This window comes from Streptomyces sp. NPDC029292 (assembly GCF_055569295.1).
Window position 1 is genome coordinate 20,421 of record NZ_JBVHXR010000022.1, and the last position, 16,170, is coordinate 36,590.

The following is a 16,170-nucleotide window of genomic DNA, read 5'->3' on the forward strand; positions in this document are numbered from 1 at the left end:
GCTCTCCTTAGAGGTGAGGCGCGACGTCCGCGCCGAACGCCGTGATCTGGTCGGTGAGTTCGGCGCGGCTCCTGCTGCGGAACCGCACCTGGATCTGGTGCACCCCCATCGCGCGGTACGCCCGCAGCGACTCGGCGAGCGCCTCGGGCGGCCCGCTGACCGTGCGCCGCCCGACATCCCAGCCCGGTTCACCGACGTACAGCGGCTCGGTGATGGCGCCGACGGTGAGGGGGGCTTCGATGCCCGCCTCCGCCCGGAGCCGCCCCAGACGGGCGATCTGCCCCGGCAGCCGGTCGCGCGGATCCCCCTGCGGCAGCCACCCGTCGCCCCGCAGCGCGGCCCGGCGCACGGCGGCGGGCGAGGAGCCGCCGACCCACACGGGGATGTGCTCCTGCGCGGGCCGGGGGCGCTGCCCGAGCCCCTCGAAGTCGTACAACTTCCCGTGATGGACAGGGAATTCATCGGGCCCGAGCGCGGCCCGCAGCGCGTCGATGGACTCGTCGAGGACAGCCCCCCGCCGCTCGAAGTCCACCCCCAGTGCCTCGAACTCCTCCTGTACGTGTCCGGCGCCGACCCCGAGGATCAGACGGCCGCCCGACAGATGGTCGAGCGTCGCGTACTGCTTGGCCGTGACGAGCGGATGCCGCAGCCCGACGATCGCGACATGACTGAGCAGCCGTACGCGCTCGGTCACGCCCGCCAGATGGGCGAGCGTGGCGACCGGGTCGTACCAGATGGTGCTCATCGCGCCCGCGAGGCGCCGCGGTATGGCGACGTGGTCGCAGCTCGCGAGGTACGCGAAGCCGGAGCGGTCGGCGCTGCGGGCGATCTCGACGAGGTCGGCGGGGGTGGCGGTGGCCTCCCAGCCTTCCGCGTAGATGGTGCTCTGGGACTGGATCGGGAGCTGCATTCCGTACGCCAGCCGGTCACTCTCCGGCAGCACCTGCATGGGCGGCACCCTTCGTCTGACGGTTCGTCACATGGACTCATGGTCGTAGCTGACGAACCGTCAGACAAGGGGTCGGCCGGGATTCAGGGCGCCCAGAGACCGTCCTTGGTGAGCCCCAGCAGCTCAATCGCGTTGCGCCGTACGATCCGGTCGACCACGTCCGCGTCGAGGTGCCCCATCTGGGCCTCGCCTACCTGCCTGGACTCCGGCCAGGTGGAGTCGGAGTGGGGGTAGTCGGTCTCGTACAGCACGTTGCCGACGCCGATCGCGTCGAGGTTCCTGAGGCCGAAGGCGTCGTCGAAGAAGCAGCCGTAGACGTGGTCGGCGAAGAGCTCGGACGGCGGCCGGTGGACCTTGTCGGCGACGCCGCCCCAGCCGCGGTTCTCTTCCCACACCACATCCGCGCGCTCAAGGATGTAGGGGATCCAGCCGATCTGCCCTTCCGCGTACATCACCTTCAGGTTCGGGAAGCGCTCGAACTTGCCGCTCATCAGCCAGTCCACCATCGAGAAACAGCAGTTGGCGAAGGTGATGGTGGAGCCGACGGCGGGCGGGGCGTCCGCGGAGGTCGACGGCATCTTGCTGCTGGAGCCGATGTGCATGGCGATGACGGTGCCGGTCTCGTCACAGGCGGCGAGGAAGGGGTCCCAGTCGTCGGTGTGGATGGAGGGGAGCCCCAGATGGGGCGGGATCTCGGAGAAGGCCACCGCGCGTACGCCACGGGCGGCATTACGGCGTACTTCTTCCGCCGCAAGCCGGGGGTCCCAGAGGGGGATGAGCGTGAGCGGTATGAGACGGCCCTGGGCCGCGGGCCCGCACCACTCCTCCACCATCCAGTCGTTGTAGGCCTTGACGCCCAGAAGCCCCAGCTCACGGTCCTTGGCCTCGGTGAACGTCTGGCCGCAGAAGCGGGGGAAGGTGGGGAAGCAGAGGGCGGACTGGACGTGATTGACGTCCATGTCGGCCAGACGCTGGGGCACGTCGTACGAACCCGGTCGCATCTGCTCGTACGTGATGACTTCGAGCCGTATCTCGTCCCGGTCGTATCCCACGGCGGTGTCGAGGCGGGTGAGGGGCCGGTGCAGGTCCTCGTAGATCCACCAGTCGCCGATGGGACCGTCGTCGCCGGGGTTGCCCATGACGGGTGCGAACTTCCCGCCCAGGAAGCTCATTTCCTTCAGCGGGGCGCGGACGATGCGGGGTCCGGTGTCCAGGTACTTCTTCGGGAGCCGGTCCTGCCAGACGTCGGGGGGCTCCACCGTGTGGTCGTCGACCGAGATGATCTGCGGGAAGGGAATTGAGGGGGGTGAGGGAGTCGAGAGGCTCTCCGCGGTCTCCGTGGTCTGCATGGTCTCCATACGGGCCACGGTAGCGCTGATCTGACGGTCCGTCAGCTACCTGGTTCGGCGGCTCCGGATTGAGCGAGTCTGTGCGGATGTGTGGGGAGGCAGTGTGAGGACCTTGTGGTGTCCCGTGAGCCTGCCTGCGATCCTGTCTCGCACGGCTGACGCATCCGCCATGAACAAGGCAAACTGGCCTCGTTGTACTGACGGTTCAGCAGGGGGACAGCGATGGACGATGTGCCGCGAGTGCCGGAGCAGTGGCGTCCCGAGGAATCGGCGGCGTTGCGCTTCAGCGTGCTCGGCCCGGTGCGCGCCTGGCGCGGGGAGGATCTCCTGCCCGCGGGGTCCCCGCAGCAACGCGCCCTGCTGGCCGCGCTGCTGCTCCGCGAGGGCCGCACGGCCACGGCCTCCGAACTGATCGACGCCCTGTGGGGCGACGAACCCCCCTCCCAGGCGCTGGCCGCCGTCCGTACGTACGCGTCCCGGCTCAGGAAGACGCTGGACCCCGGCGTCCTGATCAGCGAGGCGGGCGGCTACGCGATCCGCCTGTCCGCCGGCGGCGGGACGCTGGACCTCGCCCAGGCCCAGGAACTGGCGGCGGACGCGGAGAAGGCCCGCAGTGCCGGGGGCCTCTGCCACGCCCGCGAGGTGCTGCGGCAGACGCTGAGCCTGTGGGACGGCGAACCGCTGGCGAACGTGCCGGGCCCGTACGCGGAGACACAGCGGGCGCGCCTGGAGGAGTGGCGGCTCCAGCTCCTCGAGACGCTGCTCGACATGGACCTGGAACAGGGCTGCCACGCCGAGGCGGTCTCCGAACTGACCGCCCTCACGGCGGCCCACCCTCTCCGCGAACGCCTGCGCGAACTGCTGATGCTGGCGCTGTACCGCAGCGGCCGCCAGGCGGAGGCCCTCGCGGTGTACGCGGACACGCGGCGCCTGCTCGCCGACGAGCTGGGCGTGGACCCGAGGGCGGGCCTGAAGGAACTCCAGCAGCGGATCCTGCAGGCGGACCCGGGCCTCGCGGGACCGTCCGCCCCGGCGGCCGAGCCCACCGCCGCACCGGTCCGCCCCGCCCAACTCCCGGCCACGGTCACCGACTTCACCGGCCGCAACGCCTTCGTCCAGGAACTCAGCCGCGTCCTCGCCTCCGCCTCCACCGCCGAGGGCAGCGTGATGGCGGTGTCCGCGCTGGCGGGCATCGGGGGCGTCGGCAAGACGACGCTGGCCGTGCACGTCGCACACCAGGCGCGCGGCGCCTTCCCCGACGGACAGCTGTACGTCGACCTGCAGGGCGCGGGCTCGAGAGCGGCGGAACCGGAGACGGTCCTGGGCGCCTTCCTGCGGGCCCTCGGCACGGCCGACTCCGCGATCCCCGACTCCCTGGAGGAGCGCTCGGCCCTGTACCGCTCGGTTCTGGACGGCCGTCGGGTGCTGGTGCTGCTGGACAACGCGCGGGATGCCGCGCAGGTGCGTCCGCTGCTTCCGGGGATGGAGGGCTGCGCGGCCCTCGTCACCTCCCGGGTGCGGATGGTGGACCTGGCGGGGGCGCATCTGGTGGACCTGGATGTGATGAGCCCGGAGGAGGCCCTCCAGCTCTTCACCAAGATCGTCGGCGAGGAGCGGGTCGCCTCCGAGCGCGAGGCCGCCCTCGACGTGGTCGCGGCCTGCGGCTTCCTGCCGCTCGCGATCCGTATCGCGGCGTCACGACTGGCCGCGCGGCGTACGTGGACGGTGTCGGTCCTGGCGGCGAAGCTCGCCGACGAGCGCCGTCGTCTGGACGAACTCCAGGCGGGCGACCTGGCGGTGAAGGCCACCTTCGAGCTGGGCTACGGCCAGCTGGAGTCGGCCCAGGCACGCGCCTTCCGGCTGCTGGGCCTGGCCGACGGCCCGGACATCTCGCTGGCCGCCGCGGCCGCGGTGCTCGACCTGCCGGTCGAGGCCACCGAGGACCTGCTGGAGTCCCTGGTCGACACGTCATTGCTCGAGTCGGCGGCTCCCGGCCGGTACCGCTACCACGACCTGGTACGGCTCTACGCGCGTGCCTGCGCGGAACGGGATGAGCAGCCGTCGAGTGAGCGGGATGCGGCCATGTCGCGGTTGCTGGACTTCTACTTGGCGACGGCGGCCGGGGTTTATGCGATCGAGCGGCCGGGGGATCGGCTGGTGGATCATCTGGAGGTCGCGGAGTACCCGGGGCTGACGTTCGACGACCGGCACCGGGCTCAGGACTGGCTGTATTCCGAAGCGATCTGCATGCTCGCGTGCGCTCGCCAGTCCACGGAGCCCGGGACGGTGAGGCGTGCCGTCGACCTCCTGTGGGCGGCGGTCGATCTGGCGGAGTCCGGAACCAACTCCAAGACCTACGAAGGCGTTGCAACCGCTTTGCGTAAAGCCGCACAAGACGCTGCGGACCCGCGCGCGGAGGCACGCGCTCTGATCACACTGGCCTACGTCCACCACATCACCGGCCGCTTCGACCCCGCCGGCCAAGAGGCCGCGAGGGCGGCCGAACTCGCGGATGACACCGACCACTTGACGAGCTGCTGGGCCTTCAACACCCTCGGCGTTATCGCCCTCTACCAGAACCAATACGAGGACGGCGAGGCACACCTCACCCGGGCGATCGAACGCTTCCGTGCCTGTGCCGACGAGCCCGGCGAGGCGAGCGCACTCTGCAACCTCTCCCGCATCCACCTGGCGACCGGGCGGACCGGCAGCGCGGTTTCCCTGGCCCAGCAAGGCACCGACATGTACGACGCCATGGGCCACGAACTCAAGGGCGCCAACGGCCGGTACGCGCTGGGCCTCGCGCTCACGCAGAGCGGTCGGCTGTCCGAGGCCGCAGCACGCCTGGGCGAGGCGCTGACGGTGTTCCGGAGCAGCCGCCAACGCCTGTGGGAGGGCATGTCCCTCTTCCGTCTCGCCGAGGCCGACCTTGCCGCCCAGCGCCCGGCGCAGGCGGCCGCGAACGCCGAAATGGCCCTGACGGTCCTGCGCGGCATCGGTGGCGACTGGCGCAAGGGCAACGTCCTCATCGTCCTCGGCCGGGCGTTGAGCGGCATCGGGCAATCCGGTCGAGCCCAGGTCTGCTGGCGCGAATCCCTGGATATCTTCCAGGCGTTGGACGCCTCTGAGGCCGACACGGTGAGAGCCCTGCTCAATCCACTGGCAGTTGCCTGAGGCCTGACGTCTGGGCGTTCATCGTTCGTTTATCGCCACCCGGCACTCTCATGCATGTCGATCCGTCGCGTCGGGGGGCAGACGGGACGGCGAGTGGCCGCACCTCTAAGGTGAACCGGCCCAGAAGTGCCCGTCCGGCGGCCCTCGGGGGAGTTGCCGGGCGGGCCTTTCCGAACCATTGCATCGAAAACTGCCAGGGGAGCCAGTCATGAGCGACGAGACCAGCACCGACAACATCCACGCCACGGACGAGCCGACGGCGACCACGGACAACATCCACGCCACGAGCGAGCCGCTCACCACCAAGAACCCGATCGCTCCGAGCGAGGAGTCCGGCGACGCGTCCACGGACAACATCCACGCCACGGACGAGCCTGCCTGAGCAGACCACACCACACGGGGATCGGCCGCGGCGGCGCGGAGGGGGAGCCGTCGCGGCCGATGTGTGTCCGGTTCGCGGATCAAGCCCAACACCTCAAGCCGCACCGTGGGGCCGAGCTCAAGCTCGGCCCCAGTTGCGTCCAGCGCCTCAGACCGCCCAGCTCTTCAACGAGGAACCGCAATCGATACCTTCCAGGGCCAGGACCAACGCAAGGCGGCGTTCTCCCTGGAGTCGGCGCTTCTCCGCCGCACGGTAGTAGGGACGGGTGAGCGGAATGCCAGTGACGTCGACGCGGTGATCCGTGGCGGCTTCGCGGGCGTACGGACTGCGTGGGAGCGACGGGCGAGGAGGGGGTAACACCTCACTCACCCACCGCCGAGAACACGGTTGGACCGGCGGCTCCCCCACGGGCCCGAGCCGCCGCCGACCGGACCGTCGCCGACCGGTGCCAGGGAGCAGCAGCGCGGCCAGACGTGACACCCAGAGCACCAGCATTACGCCTCCCCCAGCTCGCACCACACCGTCTTGCCCGCCACTCCCTGCTCCACGCCCCACCGCAGCGCCACCGCGTCGAGCAAGGCCAGGCCACGCCCGGACTCCGCGTCGCCCGTGGCGTGCAGGAGAACGGGGAGGGCACGGGGGTCGGGGTCGGCCACCTCGACCCGGGTCCGCCCGTCCACCCGCACCACCCGTACGCGAACGGGCGTGCCCTCCCCCAGATGCCGGATGACGTTGCCGACCAGCTCCGTGACACACAGCTGGACATCGGCACAAGGCGCGTCCAGGTACTGGCGCACTGTACGACGCAGGTCGGGGACGGCCTTGGGAAGGGCGAGCAGGTCGAGCTCAAGGTGCGGCGGCACGTTCACCGTTGGGCCGCCTTCTGGAGTACGGCGGCGAGCTTGCGCGCGGTGGCGGTGTTGCAGTTGCCGAGCGCGACCAGCCCCGCCGGGGGCGGATACGTGCCGGCGAAGCTCGGCAGGTCCACGCGCAGGGACGGGAACGTGATGCCGTGGGCGGCGAGGGCCGCGCGGAGTTCGTCCACGCTGCGTTCCATGTCATTGGCGGTGGTGGGAGGTTGAGGGTCCTGCATGGGGTACGCCTTCCTGTGCGCGCCTGCGTCCGTACGTTCCGTGACGAACCAGTCACACGTTGACGCGAAGCGGCGTACCGTAAAAGGGGTTTGGGCTCCCGGGCACGAACTGTGGAATTCGGCACGGCGGTTGTGGAATTGGCGGTAGCCCATGGTGCGGCGCAAGGACATCGACGGCTCGGAGAGCGTCCCGACGTTCTACGGCAAGGAGTTGCGGTGGAAGCGGGAAGCTGCGGGGCTCACGCTTCAGCAACTGGTCGAGGGGAGCTTCTACGGTCAGAGCCACCTCAGCGAGATCGAGCGCGGGGAGCGCCGCATGCCGGAGCGGCTGGCCTGCCACGTCGATCAAGTACTGAAGACTGACGGGTTCTTCGAGCGACGCTGTGCGGATGTGCGGAAGGCTCGAAAGGGCGGACACGCGGAGTACTACGCCGATGTTGTGGAGCTGGAAGGACGTGCTCAGGAGATCGAGGACTGGGACCCCATCCTCATCCCGGGCTCACTGCAACTGGAACCGTACATCCGGGCTGTGATCCACGCGGCGCATCCTCTGGAGGCCGAAGATGCCATCGCCGCGAAAGTGGCCGCTCGCCGTGAGCGGGCATGGCTCTTCGAAGACCCGAAAGCCCCCGAGTCCTGGATCGTTCTCCATGAAGCAGTACTACGGCAACCGATCCTCGGGGATGCCGAGATGGCAGAGCAGCTCGCCCACGTCGCCGAAGTGGCAGGGCGTCGCGGCTTCATTCCACAGATTCTTCCGTGGAATGCCGGAGCACACCCCTTCATGATGGGGACGACAAGGTTCCTGACCTTTGAAGATGCCCCTCCGCTCATGTACACCGAGGGCATGTACAGCGGTCAGGTCATCGATGATCCAGGGCTCGTGAGGCAGTACACGAAAGCCTACGATCGGCTCAGGGCCGCCGCATTGCCGCCGGAGGTATCCCTGAGAATGATCGAGCAGGCGGCCGAGGACTACCGAAATGGCAAGCTTCCAAGTGGACTTGAGCGCTGCTGACTGGCGTAAGAGCAGTTACAGCAACGGCGATGGTGGGCTTTGCGTCGAGATCGCCACCGGCCTCCCCGGACTCACTCCCGTCCGAGACTCCAAGTCCCCGAACGGCCCCGTCCTCCTCTTCCAATCCCCCGCCTGGCACTCCTTCGTAGCAGCCCTGCGGCGCGGCCAATTGGCAGATACGTCCCACCCGTTGTGACGCAATGCCTGGTGGCCCACCCCCGCCGCTGGTACGCATCTGCCAATCCCCCATCGCCGACGCACCCCCACCCGCGTTATCCACAGGGGGAAGTGGTGGCTTGGGGGGTGCGGGAGAGTGGGGGTATGGAGCGGGTGGGGCTGGGGGAGTTGGCTGACGCGGGTGTTCTGCTCGCTTCGCGTGCCCTTGAGGCCGGGTGGCCGAGGCCAACTCTCTTTCGGAAGCTCGCTGTGGAGGGATGGACCCGGATCCAGGCGGGCGCCTGGATCGAGCCGGGGCGGGACGCGGATCTTGCCGCCCGGCTCCGGGCCGTGCAGCTGCTCAAGCCGGGGCTCGTCGTGAGTCACCGTTCGGCGGCCGTGCTCTGGGGGATCGAGACGCTGGACCCGGTGTCGGCGGCCGACGGGAGCCTGGAGTTCATCGACCCCGAGCTCACGATCCGCCGCGAGGGGAGCGGGGTGGTCGTTCACCGTATGGCCCTCGACGACGCGGACCTGGCGTGGCGAGAGGGGCTTCGCGTCACGAGCGTCGGGCGTACGCTCGCCGATCTTCTCCGGGGTGGGTCCCGGGACGACGCTCTCGTTGCCGTCGAGTCGGCCCTCACCTGGCGGCGGATCGGCGGTGTCCGGCGTCCGCCGCTCACCAACACCTCCCTGATCGCTCTCGCCCTCGAAGCCCCCCTGCGCGGGCGCGAAAGAGCGTGCCTCCGGCTGAAGCTCGCCGACCCGAACTGCGGCTCGCCCGCCGAGACCATCGCGCGTCTGCGCCTGTACGACGCGGGTCTGCGCCCCGAGACCCAGGTCGAACTCCGTACGCCCGACGGCCGCCGCCGCTACCTGGACTTCCTCTTCCGGGCCGAGGGGCTGGCCGTGGAGATCGAGGGGTACGCCTACCACGGCAGCCGCGAAGCGCACCGCCAGGACATCGCTCGCTTCAACCAGGTCCTCCAGTGCCCAGAGGTCCGCCTCCTCCTCCGGTACACCGCCGTGGACGTCTTCCGCCGGCCCGCGATGATGTTCGGGGAGATCCAGGCCGCCCTCGCGCAGCTCCGCGGCCGCGCGTCATGAGTCGTGACTCATGAGGTGCGCGACCGCAATTCCCCCTTCACCACCTTCCCACTCGCATTCCGAGGCAGCTCCCCCACGAACTCCACCACCCGCGGCACCTTGTAATTCGCCATCTCCCGTCGCGCCCACGCGATGAGGTCGTCCGCGGTCACCACGGCCCCCGCCCGGCGGACCACGTACGCCTTGCCCACCTCGCCCAGGCGTCCGTCCGGCACGCCGATCACCGCCACGTCCGCGACGTCCGGGTGCAGGCCCAGCAGTTGCTCTATCTCGGCGGGGTAGGCGTTGAAGCCCCCGACGATGAACATGTCCTTGATGCGGTCGGTGATGCGGAGGTTCCCGGAGGAGTCGAGGACGCCGACGTCGCCGGTGCGCAGCCAGCCGTCCGCGTCCAGGACCGTCGCCGTGGCCGCCGGGTCCTCGAAGTAGCCCTGCATGACGTTGAAGCCGCGGACGAGGACCTCGCCGGGAGTGCCGGGCGCGGCGACAGCACCCGTCGCGTCCACCACCCGTACCTCGGTATCCGCGATCGCCCGCCCCGACGTCGACGCGATCACCGATGGCGCGTCCCCGCGGCGGCACATCGTGACGATGCCGCTCGCCTCGGAGAGGCCGTACGCCGTGAGGACCGTGTCGATCTTCAGTTCCGACTTCAGGCGTTCCACCAGGCGGAGGGGGACCACCGCCGCGCCCGTCACCACGAGGCGCAGGGCCGAGAGGTCGTACGCGTCCCGGGAGGGGTGGTCCAGGAGTGACTGGTGGAGGGTGGGAGGGCCTGGGAGAACCGAGATGCGCTCGGCGGCGATGTTCGCCAGGACCGTGTCCACGTTGAACACCGGCTGCGGGATCATCGTCGCGCCGCGCATCAGACAGGCCACGATGCCCGCCTTGTAGCCGAAGGTGTGGAAGAAGGGGTTCACGATCAGATAGCGGTCGCCCTCGCGGAGGCCCGACAGCTCGCTCCAGACGGCGTATGCGCGCAGCGTCTGCTCGTGGGTGATCACCGCGCCCTTGGGGCGGCCCGTCGTCCCCGACGTGAAGATGATGTCCGAGGGGGAGGCCCCGGAGAGAGCCGCGGCGCGGGCTCGTACCTCGGCCGCTGCCACTCCCTCCCCGCTCGCCAGGAAGTCCTTCCACGTACGGAAGTCGGCGGGGGCGTCGTCCGAGAGGACGACCACCTGTTCCAGGTGCGGGAGGCCCGGCAGGGGGCCCGCGCCCGGCCCCTCCGATGCAGCACGCCGCAGCGACGCCACGTACGACGTCCCCAGGAACGTGCCCGTCACGAACAGCAGCCGGGCCCGGCTCCGGGACAGGACGTACGCCGCCTCCGTGCCCTTGAAGCGCGTGTTCAGCGGGACGAGGACCGCGCCCGCGGACACCGCGCCGAGGGCGGAGACGATCCAGTCGAGGGTGTTGGGGGCCCAGATGGCGACGCGGTCGCCGAGCCGTACGCCGTTCGCGACGCAGGCCGCCGCCGCGCGTTCCACGCGGGCGCCGAGCTCGGCGTAGGAGATGCGCGTACGGCCCTCGACGACCGCCTCGGCGTCGGCGTACCGTTCGGCCGCCGCCCGGACCAGCCCGGGGATGCTCCCCCACTCCAGGTCTCCGCGCATCGCACGCCTCCCCACGAACGAACCGTCCACTAGCTGACTACCCGTCAGATTAGCTGTAGCCTGACGCCCTGTCAGCAGCCCAACTCCACAGTGAGGTGTGCGCCCATGGCAAGGAGCACGGCGGGGAGAGCCGCGGGAAGGGCCGCGGGGAGCACGGTGGGGGGAACGATGGGGGGAACGGCGGGGATCAAGGACGCCACGGCCATCGTGGGGATCGGACAGACTCCCTTCGCCAAGCAACTCCCCCAGTCCGAGAAGGCCTTGGCCTGTCGTGCGATTCTCGCCGCCCTCGACGACGCCGGGATCGCGCCCGCCGAGGTCGACGGCCTCGCCTCCTACACGATGGAGGAGACCGACGAGGTGGAGGTGGCGAAGGCGGTCGGGTTCGGTGATCTCACCTTCTTCAGCAAGGTGGGATACGGCGGGGGCGGATCGTGCGCGACGGTGGCGCATCTGGTCGCCGCCATCGCCACCGGGCAGGCCACGGTCGGTGTCGCCTGGCGGTCGCGGAAGAGGGGGAGCGGGCCCCGGCCGTGGAAGAACACCGCCGTCCAACTCCCCACCCCCGCTCAGTGGACCCGCCCCTTCGGGCTGCTGCGGCCCGCCGACGAGATCGGCATGCTGGCCCGTCGGTACATGCATGAGTACGGCGCGACCAGGGATCACCTCTTCAACGTCGCCCTCGCCTGCCGGAACAGGGCCAACCAGAACCCCTCCGCGATCATGTACGAGCGGCCACTGACCCGCGAGATGTACATGACCTCCCGCTGGATCAGCGAACCCCTCTGCCTCTTCGACAACTGCCTTGAGACGGACGGGGCGTTGGCGTGTGTCATCGTGTCGGCCGAGCGGGCACGGGACTGTCCGAAGAAGCCCGTCTACGTCCACTCCGCCGCTCAGGGGCTGCCCGCCCAGCACCACGGCATGGTCAATTACTGGAACGACGATCCGCTCACCGGGCCCGCCTGGACCGCCGCCCGGCACCTGTGGAAACACGCCGACTTCGCGCCGGAGGACGTGGACGTGGCGCAGATCTACGACGCGTTCACGCCCCTCATACCGCTCTCCCTGGAGGGGTACGGCTTCTGCGGGAGGGGGGAAGGCGCCGCGTTCACCGAGGGCGGGGCGCTGGAAATCGGGGGGCGGCTGCCCCTCAACACCGGCGGGGGCGGGCTCAGCGAGGCGTACGTGCATGGCTTCAACCTCATCAATGAGGGTGTGAAGCAGTTGCGGGGCACGAGTACGGCGCAGGTGCCGGGGGCCGCCACCTGCCTGGTCACGGCCGGGGAGGGGGTTCCGACCTCCGCCCTCCTTCTGAGGTCCTGAGGAGCTGACCCATGCCCATGAACGACTCTCTGCTCTCCCCCGTCCTCGACGACGACGGCGCCCCCTTCTGGCAGTACGCCGCGCAGGGCGAACTCCGGATCCAGGCGTGCGCCGACTGCGGCGAGCTCCGCTTCCCGCCCCGACCCTGCTGCCCGCACTGCCACTCCTTCGCGAGCGAGTGGCGGAAGATGAGCGGGAGAGGGCGTGTGTGGTCGTACGTCTTTCCCCATCCGCCGCTCCTCGCCGCCTACGCGGCGCAGGCCCCGTACAACGCGATCGTGGTGGAGCTGGTGGAAGCGCCGCGGATACGGCTCGTGGGGAATCTGGTGAGTGGGGCCGAGGCGCCGCTCAACTCCGTTACTCCGGAGCGGATTCGGATCGGGGCGCGGGTGCAGGTGGTCTTCACGCGGGCGGATGCGGACGGGCTCTCGCTCCCCCGCTGGGTCCTGGAGCGGTCGTGAGCGGCGGTCTGAGTGTGACCGCCGACAAGGACACCGGCGTCGCCGTCCTCACCCTCGACCGGCCCGCGAAGCTCAACGCCATCGATCTCGACACGGCCGCCGAACTCGCCGCCGCCTGGCGGGAGTTCCGGTTCGACGACTCCGTACGGGCCCTCGTCATCACCGGGGCCGGCACGCGGGCCTTCTGCACGGGGATCGACCGGGGCGTCGACGTTCCGCAGTCCAACTCCCCCTACATGGTGGACGATCCGCTGGTCGCCATCGGACCGAAGGCGAACGACCTGTGGAAGCCGGTGATCGCCGCCGTGAACGGGATCGCCTGCGGGGGTGCCTTCTATCTGTTGGGGGAGGCGGAGTTCGTCGTGGCGGACGAAGAGGCGACCTTCTTCGACCCGCACACCACGTACGGCATGGTCAGCGCGTACGAGTCGATCTACATGGCGCAGCGGATGCCGTTCGGTGAGGTGGCGCGGATGGCGTTGATGGGGACCGCCGAGCGGATCTCGGCGCGACGGGCGTACGAGGTGGGGATGGTCTCCGAACTCACCGCGCCCGGGGGCGCGTTGGCGGCCGCGGTGGACTGCGCCGCCGTCATCGCCTCCTATCCGGTCGAGGCCGTGCAGGGGACCGTGCGAGCGCTGTGGCTGGCGAAGGAGGCGGCGCGGGCACAGGCACTCGCGCATGCGCCGCAGCTGGTTTCGCTGGGGAATCTGCCGGGGGAGCGGCAGGCGGGGCTGTTCGGTGCGCGGCGGGCGGAGTTTCGGCTGCGGTAGCGGCGCCTGTCGGCTGCCGCAGCTCAGCGGGGGTGCCGTCGCGTGGCGACCGCGTCGGACCCGGCGTAGCGTCGGCATCGAGAGTGGTGAGGACGCCTGAGTGTGGTGCGTGACGTACTCGGGTCGATGCTTGCTGCTCCTCGGAGCGACGGCCGCCGTCTCGAGCCCCTTCCGTGCCTGGTGCGACGGCCGTCACGAGGGGTTGGACGACGCCTGGGTGGGGTGGTTTTTCGCCCCCTCCGCCCCTACCCGTCCCGTACCTGGGGGCTGCGCCCCCAGACCCCGCTATCGGCCTGAACGGCCTCGTCCTCAAACGCCGGACAGGTTGAAAGCCCTCCTCCGGCGTTTGAGGAGTGGGCTCACGCCGTTCGAGCCGTCCCCGTCCCCTTCTCGGCGTCCAGCGCGTACACGCAGCGGTCCTTGCTGCAGGCGTAGACCACGCCGTCCTTGACGACCGGTGCCCCCGTGATCTCGCCACCCGTCGCGAGCTTCCACCGCAAGCGGCCGTCGTCGGCCTTGAGGGTGTAGAGGAGGTGGTCGGTCGAGCCGAAGTGGATGCGGCCCTCGGCGACGGCGGGGGCGCCCACCAGGTCGCCGCCCGCCTGGAAGCGCCACTTCGGTGTGCCGGTGACGGCGTCGAGGGTGTAGAGACCCTTGCCGCTGCCGACGTGGACGTGACCGGCGGCGACGAGAACCGGCTCGATGGAGGCGCGGGACTCGGTCGCGATGCGCCAGCGGTCGCGGCCGTCGGTGGCGTCGAGGGCGTAGACCGTGCCGAGGTAGTCGGCCAGGTAGACGCCGCCGCCCGTCACCGCCGGGCCCGGGGCGAAGGTGGGCGGGCAGAGGAAGACCGCCGGGGCCTCGAAGTGCCAGCGGACGTGACCGCTCGCCGCGTCGATGGCGAGGACGCGGGTGCCGGCGGAGACGTAGACATAGCCGTCGGGGGCCTGGGTCAGGCGGACCGGGACGCCGCCGCAGGAGGCCGCGTCGCCGATCGGGTACGACCAGCGTTCCTCGCCGGTACGGGCCTCCAGGGCGCGCAGCCGGGCGTCCTTCCAGACGTACACCGTGCCGTCGTGGACGGCGGGCCCGGCCTCCGGGGACTCGAAGTCCGTCTGGGCGCCGGTGATCTCCCACAGTTTCTGCCCGTTGACGGCCTCCCAGGCCTGTACGCCGCCTCCGCGCGTGGCGGTGACGACGGTCCCGCGGTCGGCCTTGAGGGAGTACACCCAGGCATCGGTCGACAGGCGCCAGAGGTCCGCGCCCTCCCTCGCGTCCAGGGCGAAGAGCGTCGGGCCGTCGGAGGCGTGGATGCGGCCGTCCGCCACCGCCATCGACCAGGCCACGTCCCGCGTCTTGAAGCGGCGCCGGCCGGTCGCCACGTCCAGCGCGTGGACCTCGAAGGAGGTGACGTAGACGAGGTCGTCGGCGACCGCGGGCGTACCCCAGACGTCGTTCGACATGCGGAAGCGCCAGGGCCGCCAGCCGGACGGGGAGTCCGGAGTGACGGGCGGCGCGACGGTGGGCGCGGGGTCGGCGCCGTTCACGCCGGTGCGCGGCCGGGACCAGGTCGCGGCGAGGCCCGCCTCGGGAGGGGGCGCCTTGACGGCGGCGGCGCGGGCGTCGGCGACGCGCGGACCGGGGCCGATGGGCACCTGGGCGCCGGCGAGCCGCACGGGGCCCGTGTCGGGCGCTCCCACCGGCACGGGAGCGTGCGAGGGCGGCGCGGGCACGACCGCACGCCCTCCACTGCGCCCCCCGCCGCCGGGCGACGGCTTCACGGCCGGACGACCCCCGCGGCGCGCCTCGATCAGGCCCACCGCGCGCTCGGGCAGCCACGCCGACGCCGTACCGCTGTCGTCGGAGCCGGAGCCGAAGAGGTGGGGCGCCAGTTGCGCCTGGAGGTCGGCCGGGTTGGGGCGGGCCGTCGCCTCCATCTGCATGCAGGACTCGATCAGCGGCCTCAGCTCGTCCGGGAGGCCTTCGAGGTCCGGGCCCTCCCGCAGCAGCATGAAGACCGTCTCGACCGGGTTCGCGCCGTGGAAGGGTGCGTGCCCCGTCGCGGCGAAGACGAGCATCGAGCCGAGCGAGAAGACGTCGCTCGCGCCGGTCACGCTGCGCGAGTCCTTGGCCTGCTCGGGCGACATGTACGCGGGCGTACCGACGGCGACGTTCGTCATGGTCAGACGGGTGTTCGAGACGCCGGAGGCGATACCGAAGTCGATGACGCGCGGTCCGTCCTCGACCACCAGGACGTTCGACGGCTTCAGGTCACGGTGGACGAGCCCCGCGCCATGGATGGACTGCAGCGCCTCCGCGACGCCGGCCGCCAGCCAGCGCACCGCCTGGGCCGGGAGCGGCCCGCACTCATTCACTATTTCTTCGAGGGAGGGCGCGGGCACGTACGCGGTGGCCAGCCACGGCACGGCGGCGCGCGCGTCGGCGTCGACCACGGCCGCCGTGTAGAAACCGGACACGGCGCGGGCCGCCTCGACCTCGCGCGAGAAGCGGACCCGGAACAGCTGGTCCTCTGCGAGCTCCGTCCTGACCGTCTTGATCGCCACGCGCCGGCCGGACGCCGAGCGCGCGAGATAGACCAGCCCCATGCCGCCGGCACCCAGCCGTCCCAGCACCTCGAACGGCCCGATCCGACGCGGATCGTGCTGCGTCAGCTGATCCACCACTTGCCTGCCACCTCCCCGTACGAGCCACGTCATCCACGTATGAACGCGGCCCCGTGCAGCGTCTCACCACCGCACCGCCCTGGCG

Annotated in this window: 14 protein-coding genes; 8 read left to right on the forward strand and 6 right to left on the reverse strand. The window is 70.6% G+C overall.

The window, feature by feature from the left end; translation table 11 throughout:
- Positions 1–7: 7 nt before the first annotated feature.
- Positions 8–949 carry an LLM class F420-dependent oxidoreductase gene (locus ACZ4WS_RS37345; RefSeq protein ID WP_467987397.1) on the reverse strand — a complete coding sequence of 314 codons (942 nt, stop codon included), beginning with the start codon at positions 947–949 and terminating at the stop codon, positions 8–10.
- A gap of 83 nt (positions 950–1,032) precedes the next feature.
- Complete coding sequence (locus tag ACZ4WS_RS37350; RefSeq protein ID WP_467987574.1) at positions 1,033–2,298, reverse strand: amidohydrolase family protein; 1,266 nt, start codon at positions 2,296–2,298, stop codon at positions 1,033–1,035.
- Positions 2,299–2,520: 222 nt separating this feature from the next.
- Here ACZ4WS_RS37350 and afsR point away from each other — a divergent pair, with 222 nt between their 5' ends.
- A complete protein-coding gene (gene afsR, locus ACZ4WS_RS37355) occupies positions 2,521–5,472 on the forward strand; it encodes an SARP-family global regulator AfsR (protein WP_467987398.1) in 2,952 nt (983 codons plus the stop codon).
- Between the two features lie 208 nt (positions 5,473–5,680).
- Positions 5,681–5,854 (forward strand): hypothetical protein, encoded by a 174-nt coding sequence (locus ACZ4WS_RS37360; RefSeq protein ID WP_467987400.1) that lies wholly within the window; start codon positions 5,681–5,683, stop codon positions 5,852–5,854.
- A gap of 494 nt (positions 5,855–6,348) precedes the next feature.
- Here ACZ4WS_RS37360 and ACZ4WS_RS37365 read toward each other — a convergent pair whose 3' ends face one another.
- Together ACZ4WS_RS37365 and ACZ4WS_RS37370 are read right to left on the reverse strand one after the other, a co-directional pair.
- On the reverse strand, positions 6,349–6,723 hold the full coding sequence (locus tag ACZ4WS_RS37365; protein ID WP_467987402.1) for an ATP-binding protein: 375 nt from the start codon (positions 6,721–6,723) through the stop codon (positions 6,349–6,351).
- Entirely contained in the window at positions 6,720–6,947 is a 228-nt protein-coding gene (locus ACZ4WS_RS37370) for a hypothetical protein (protein WP_467987403.1), read from the reverse strand. Before ACZ4WS_RS37370 ends, ACZ4WS_RS37365 begins: the two co-directional genes overlap by 4 nt.
- 151 nt (positions 6,948–7,098) lie before the next feature.
- On the opposite strand from ACZ4WS_RS37370, the gene ACZ4WS_RS37375 reads away from it, so the two are divergent.
- The 3 genes from ACZ4WS_RS37375 to ACZ4WS_RS37385 all read left to right on the forward strand — a co-directional run bounded on the left by ACZ4WS_RS37375 (position 7,099) and on the right by ACZ4WS_RS37385 (position 9,228).
- Positions 7,099–7,965 carry a helix-turn-helix domain-containing protein gene (locus ACZ4WS_RS37375; protein WP_467987404.1) on the forward strand — a complete coding sequence of 289 codons (867 nt, stop codon included), beginning with the start codon at positions 7,099–7,101 and terminating at the stop codon, positions 7,963–7,965.
- Complete coding sequence (locus ACZ4WS_RS37380; protein ID WP_467987405.1) at positions 7,931–8,161, forward strand: DUF397 domain-containing protein; 231 nt, start codon at positions 7,931–7,933, stop codon at positions 8,159–8,161. Before ACZ4WS_RS37375 ends, ACZ4WS_RS37380 begins: the two co-directional genes overlap by 35 nt.
- 230 nt (positions 8,162–8,391) lie before the next feature.
- A complete protein-coding gene (locus ACZ4WS_RS37385) occupies positions 8,392–9,228 on the forward strand; it encodes a hypothetical protein (protein WP_467987406.1) in 837 nt (278 codons plus the stop codon).
- An 8-nt stretch (positions 9,229–9,236) separates the two neighbouring features.
- Here the strand turns inward: ACZ4WS_RS37385 and ACZ4WS_RS37390 are convergent, their stop codons facing one another.
- On the reverse strand, positions 9,237–10,841 hold the full coding sequence (locus tag ACZ4WS_RS37390; RefSeq protein ID WP_467987407.1) for a FadD3 family acyl-CoA ligase: 1,605 nt from the start codon (positions 10,839–10,841) through the stop codon (positions 9,237–9,239).
- A gap of 168 nt (positions 10,842–11,009) precedes the next feature.
- Between ACZ4WS_RS37390 and ACZ4WS_RS37395 the strand changes: the two genes are divergently transcribed.
- From ACZ4WS_RS37395 to ACZ4WS_RS37405, 3 genes are read left to right on the forward strand one after another with little or no spacing between them, the layout of a single operon-like run.
- Positions 11,010–12,167 (forward strand): lipid-transfer protein, encoded by a 1,158-nt coding sequence (locus ACZ4WS_RS37395; RefSeq protein WP_467987409.1) that lies wholly within the window; start codon positions 11,010–11,012, stop codon positions 12,165–12,167.
- Between the two features lie 29 nt (positions 12,168–12,196).
- A complete protein-coding gene (locus tag ACZ4WS_RS37400; protein WP_467987575.1) occupies positions 12,197–12,628 on the forward strand; it encodes a Zn-ribbon domain-containing OB-fold protein in 432 nt (143 codons plus the stop codon).
- Positions 12,625–13,401 carry an enoyl-CoA hydratase/isomerase family protein gene (locus tag ACZ4WS_RS37405; RefSeq protein ID WP_467987410.1) on the forward strand — a complete coding sequence of 259 codons (777 nt, stop codon included), beginning with the start codon at positions 12,625–12,627 and terminating at the stop codon, positions 13,399–13,401. The genes ACZ4WS_RS37400 and ACZ4WS_RS37405 overlap by 4 nt, the downstream gene beginning before the upstream one ends.
- Before the next feature lie 359 nt (positions 13,402–13,760).
- Here ACZ4WS_RS37405 and ACZ4WS_RS37410 read toward each other — a convergent pair whose 3' ends face one another.
- Positions 13,761–16,085: an outer membrane protein assembly factor BamB family protein gene (locus ACZ4WS_RS37410; protein WP_467987412.1), complete on the reverse strand. Its 2,325-nt coding sequence runs from the start codon at positions 16,083–16,085 to the stop codon at positions 13,761–13,763.
- Positions 16,086–16,170: the final 85 nt, after the last annotated feature.

Bases quoted from the DNA above. Each gene is read 5' to 3' on its own strand.
- ACZ4WS_RS37345 (WP_467987397.1), bottom strand. From the start codon at position 949: ATGCAGGTGCTGCCGGAGAGTGACCGGCTGGCGTACGGAATGCAGCTC.
- ACZ4WS_RS37350 (WP_467987574.1), bottom strand. From the start codon at position 2,298: ATGCAGACCACGGAGACCGCGGAGAGCCTCTCGACTCCCTCACCCCCC.
- afsR (WP_467987398.1), top strand. From the start codon at position 2,521: ATGGACGATGTGCCGCGAGTGCCGGAGCAGTGGCGTCCCGAGGAATCG.
- ACZ4WS_RS37360 (WP_467987400.1), top strand. From the start codon at position 5,681: ATGAGCGACGAGACCAGCACCGACAACATCCACGCCACGGACGAGCCG.
- ACZ4WS_RS37370 (WP_467987403.1), bottom strand. From the start codon at position 6,947: ATGCAGGACCCTCAACCTCCCACCACCGCCAATGACATGGAACGCAGC.
- ACZ4WS_RS37375 (WP_467987404.1), top strand. From the start codon at position 7,099: ATGGTGCGGCGCAAGGACATCGACGGCTCGGAGAGCGTCCCGACGTTC.
- ACZ4WS_RS37380 (WP_467987405.1), top strand. From the start codon at position 7,931: ATGGCAAGCTTCCAAGTGGACTTGAGCGCTGCTGACTGGCGTAAGAGC.
- ACZ4WS_RS37390 (WP_467987407.1), bottom strand. From the start codon at position 10,841: ATGCGCGGAGACCTGGAGTGGGGGAGCATCCCCGGGCTGGTCCGGGCG.
- ACZ4WS_RS37395 (WP_467987409.1), top strand. From the start codon at position 11,010: ATGGGGGGAACGGCGGGGATCAAGGACGCCACGGCCATCGTGGGGATC.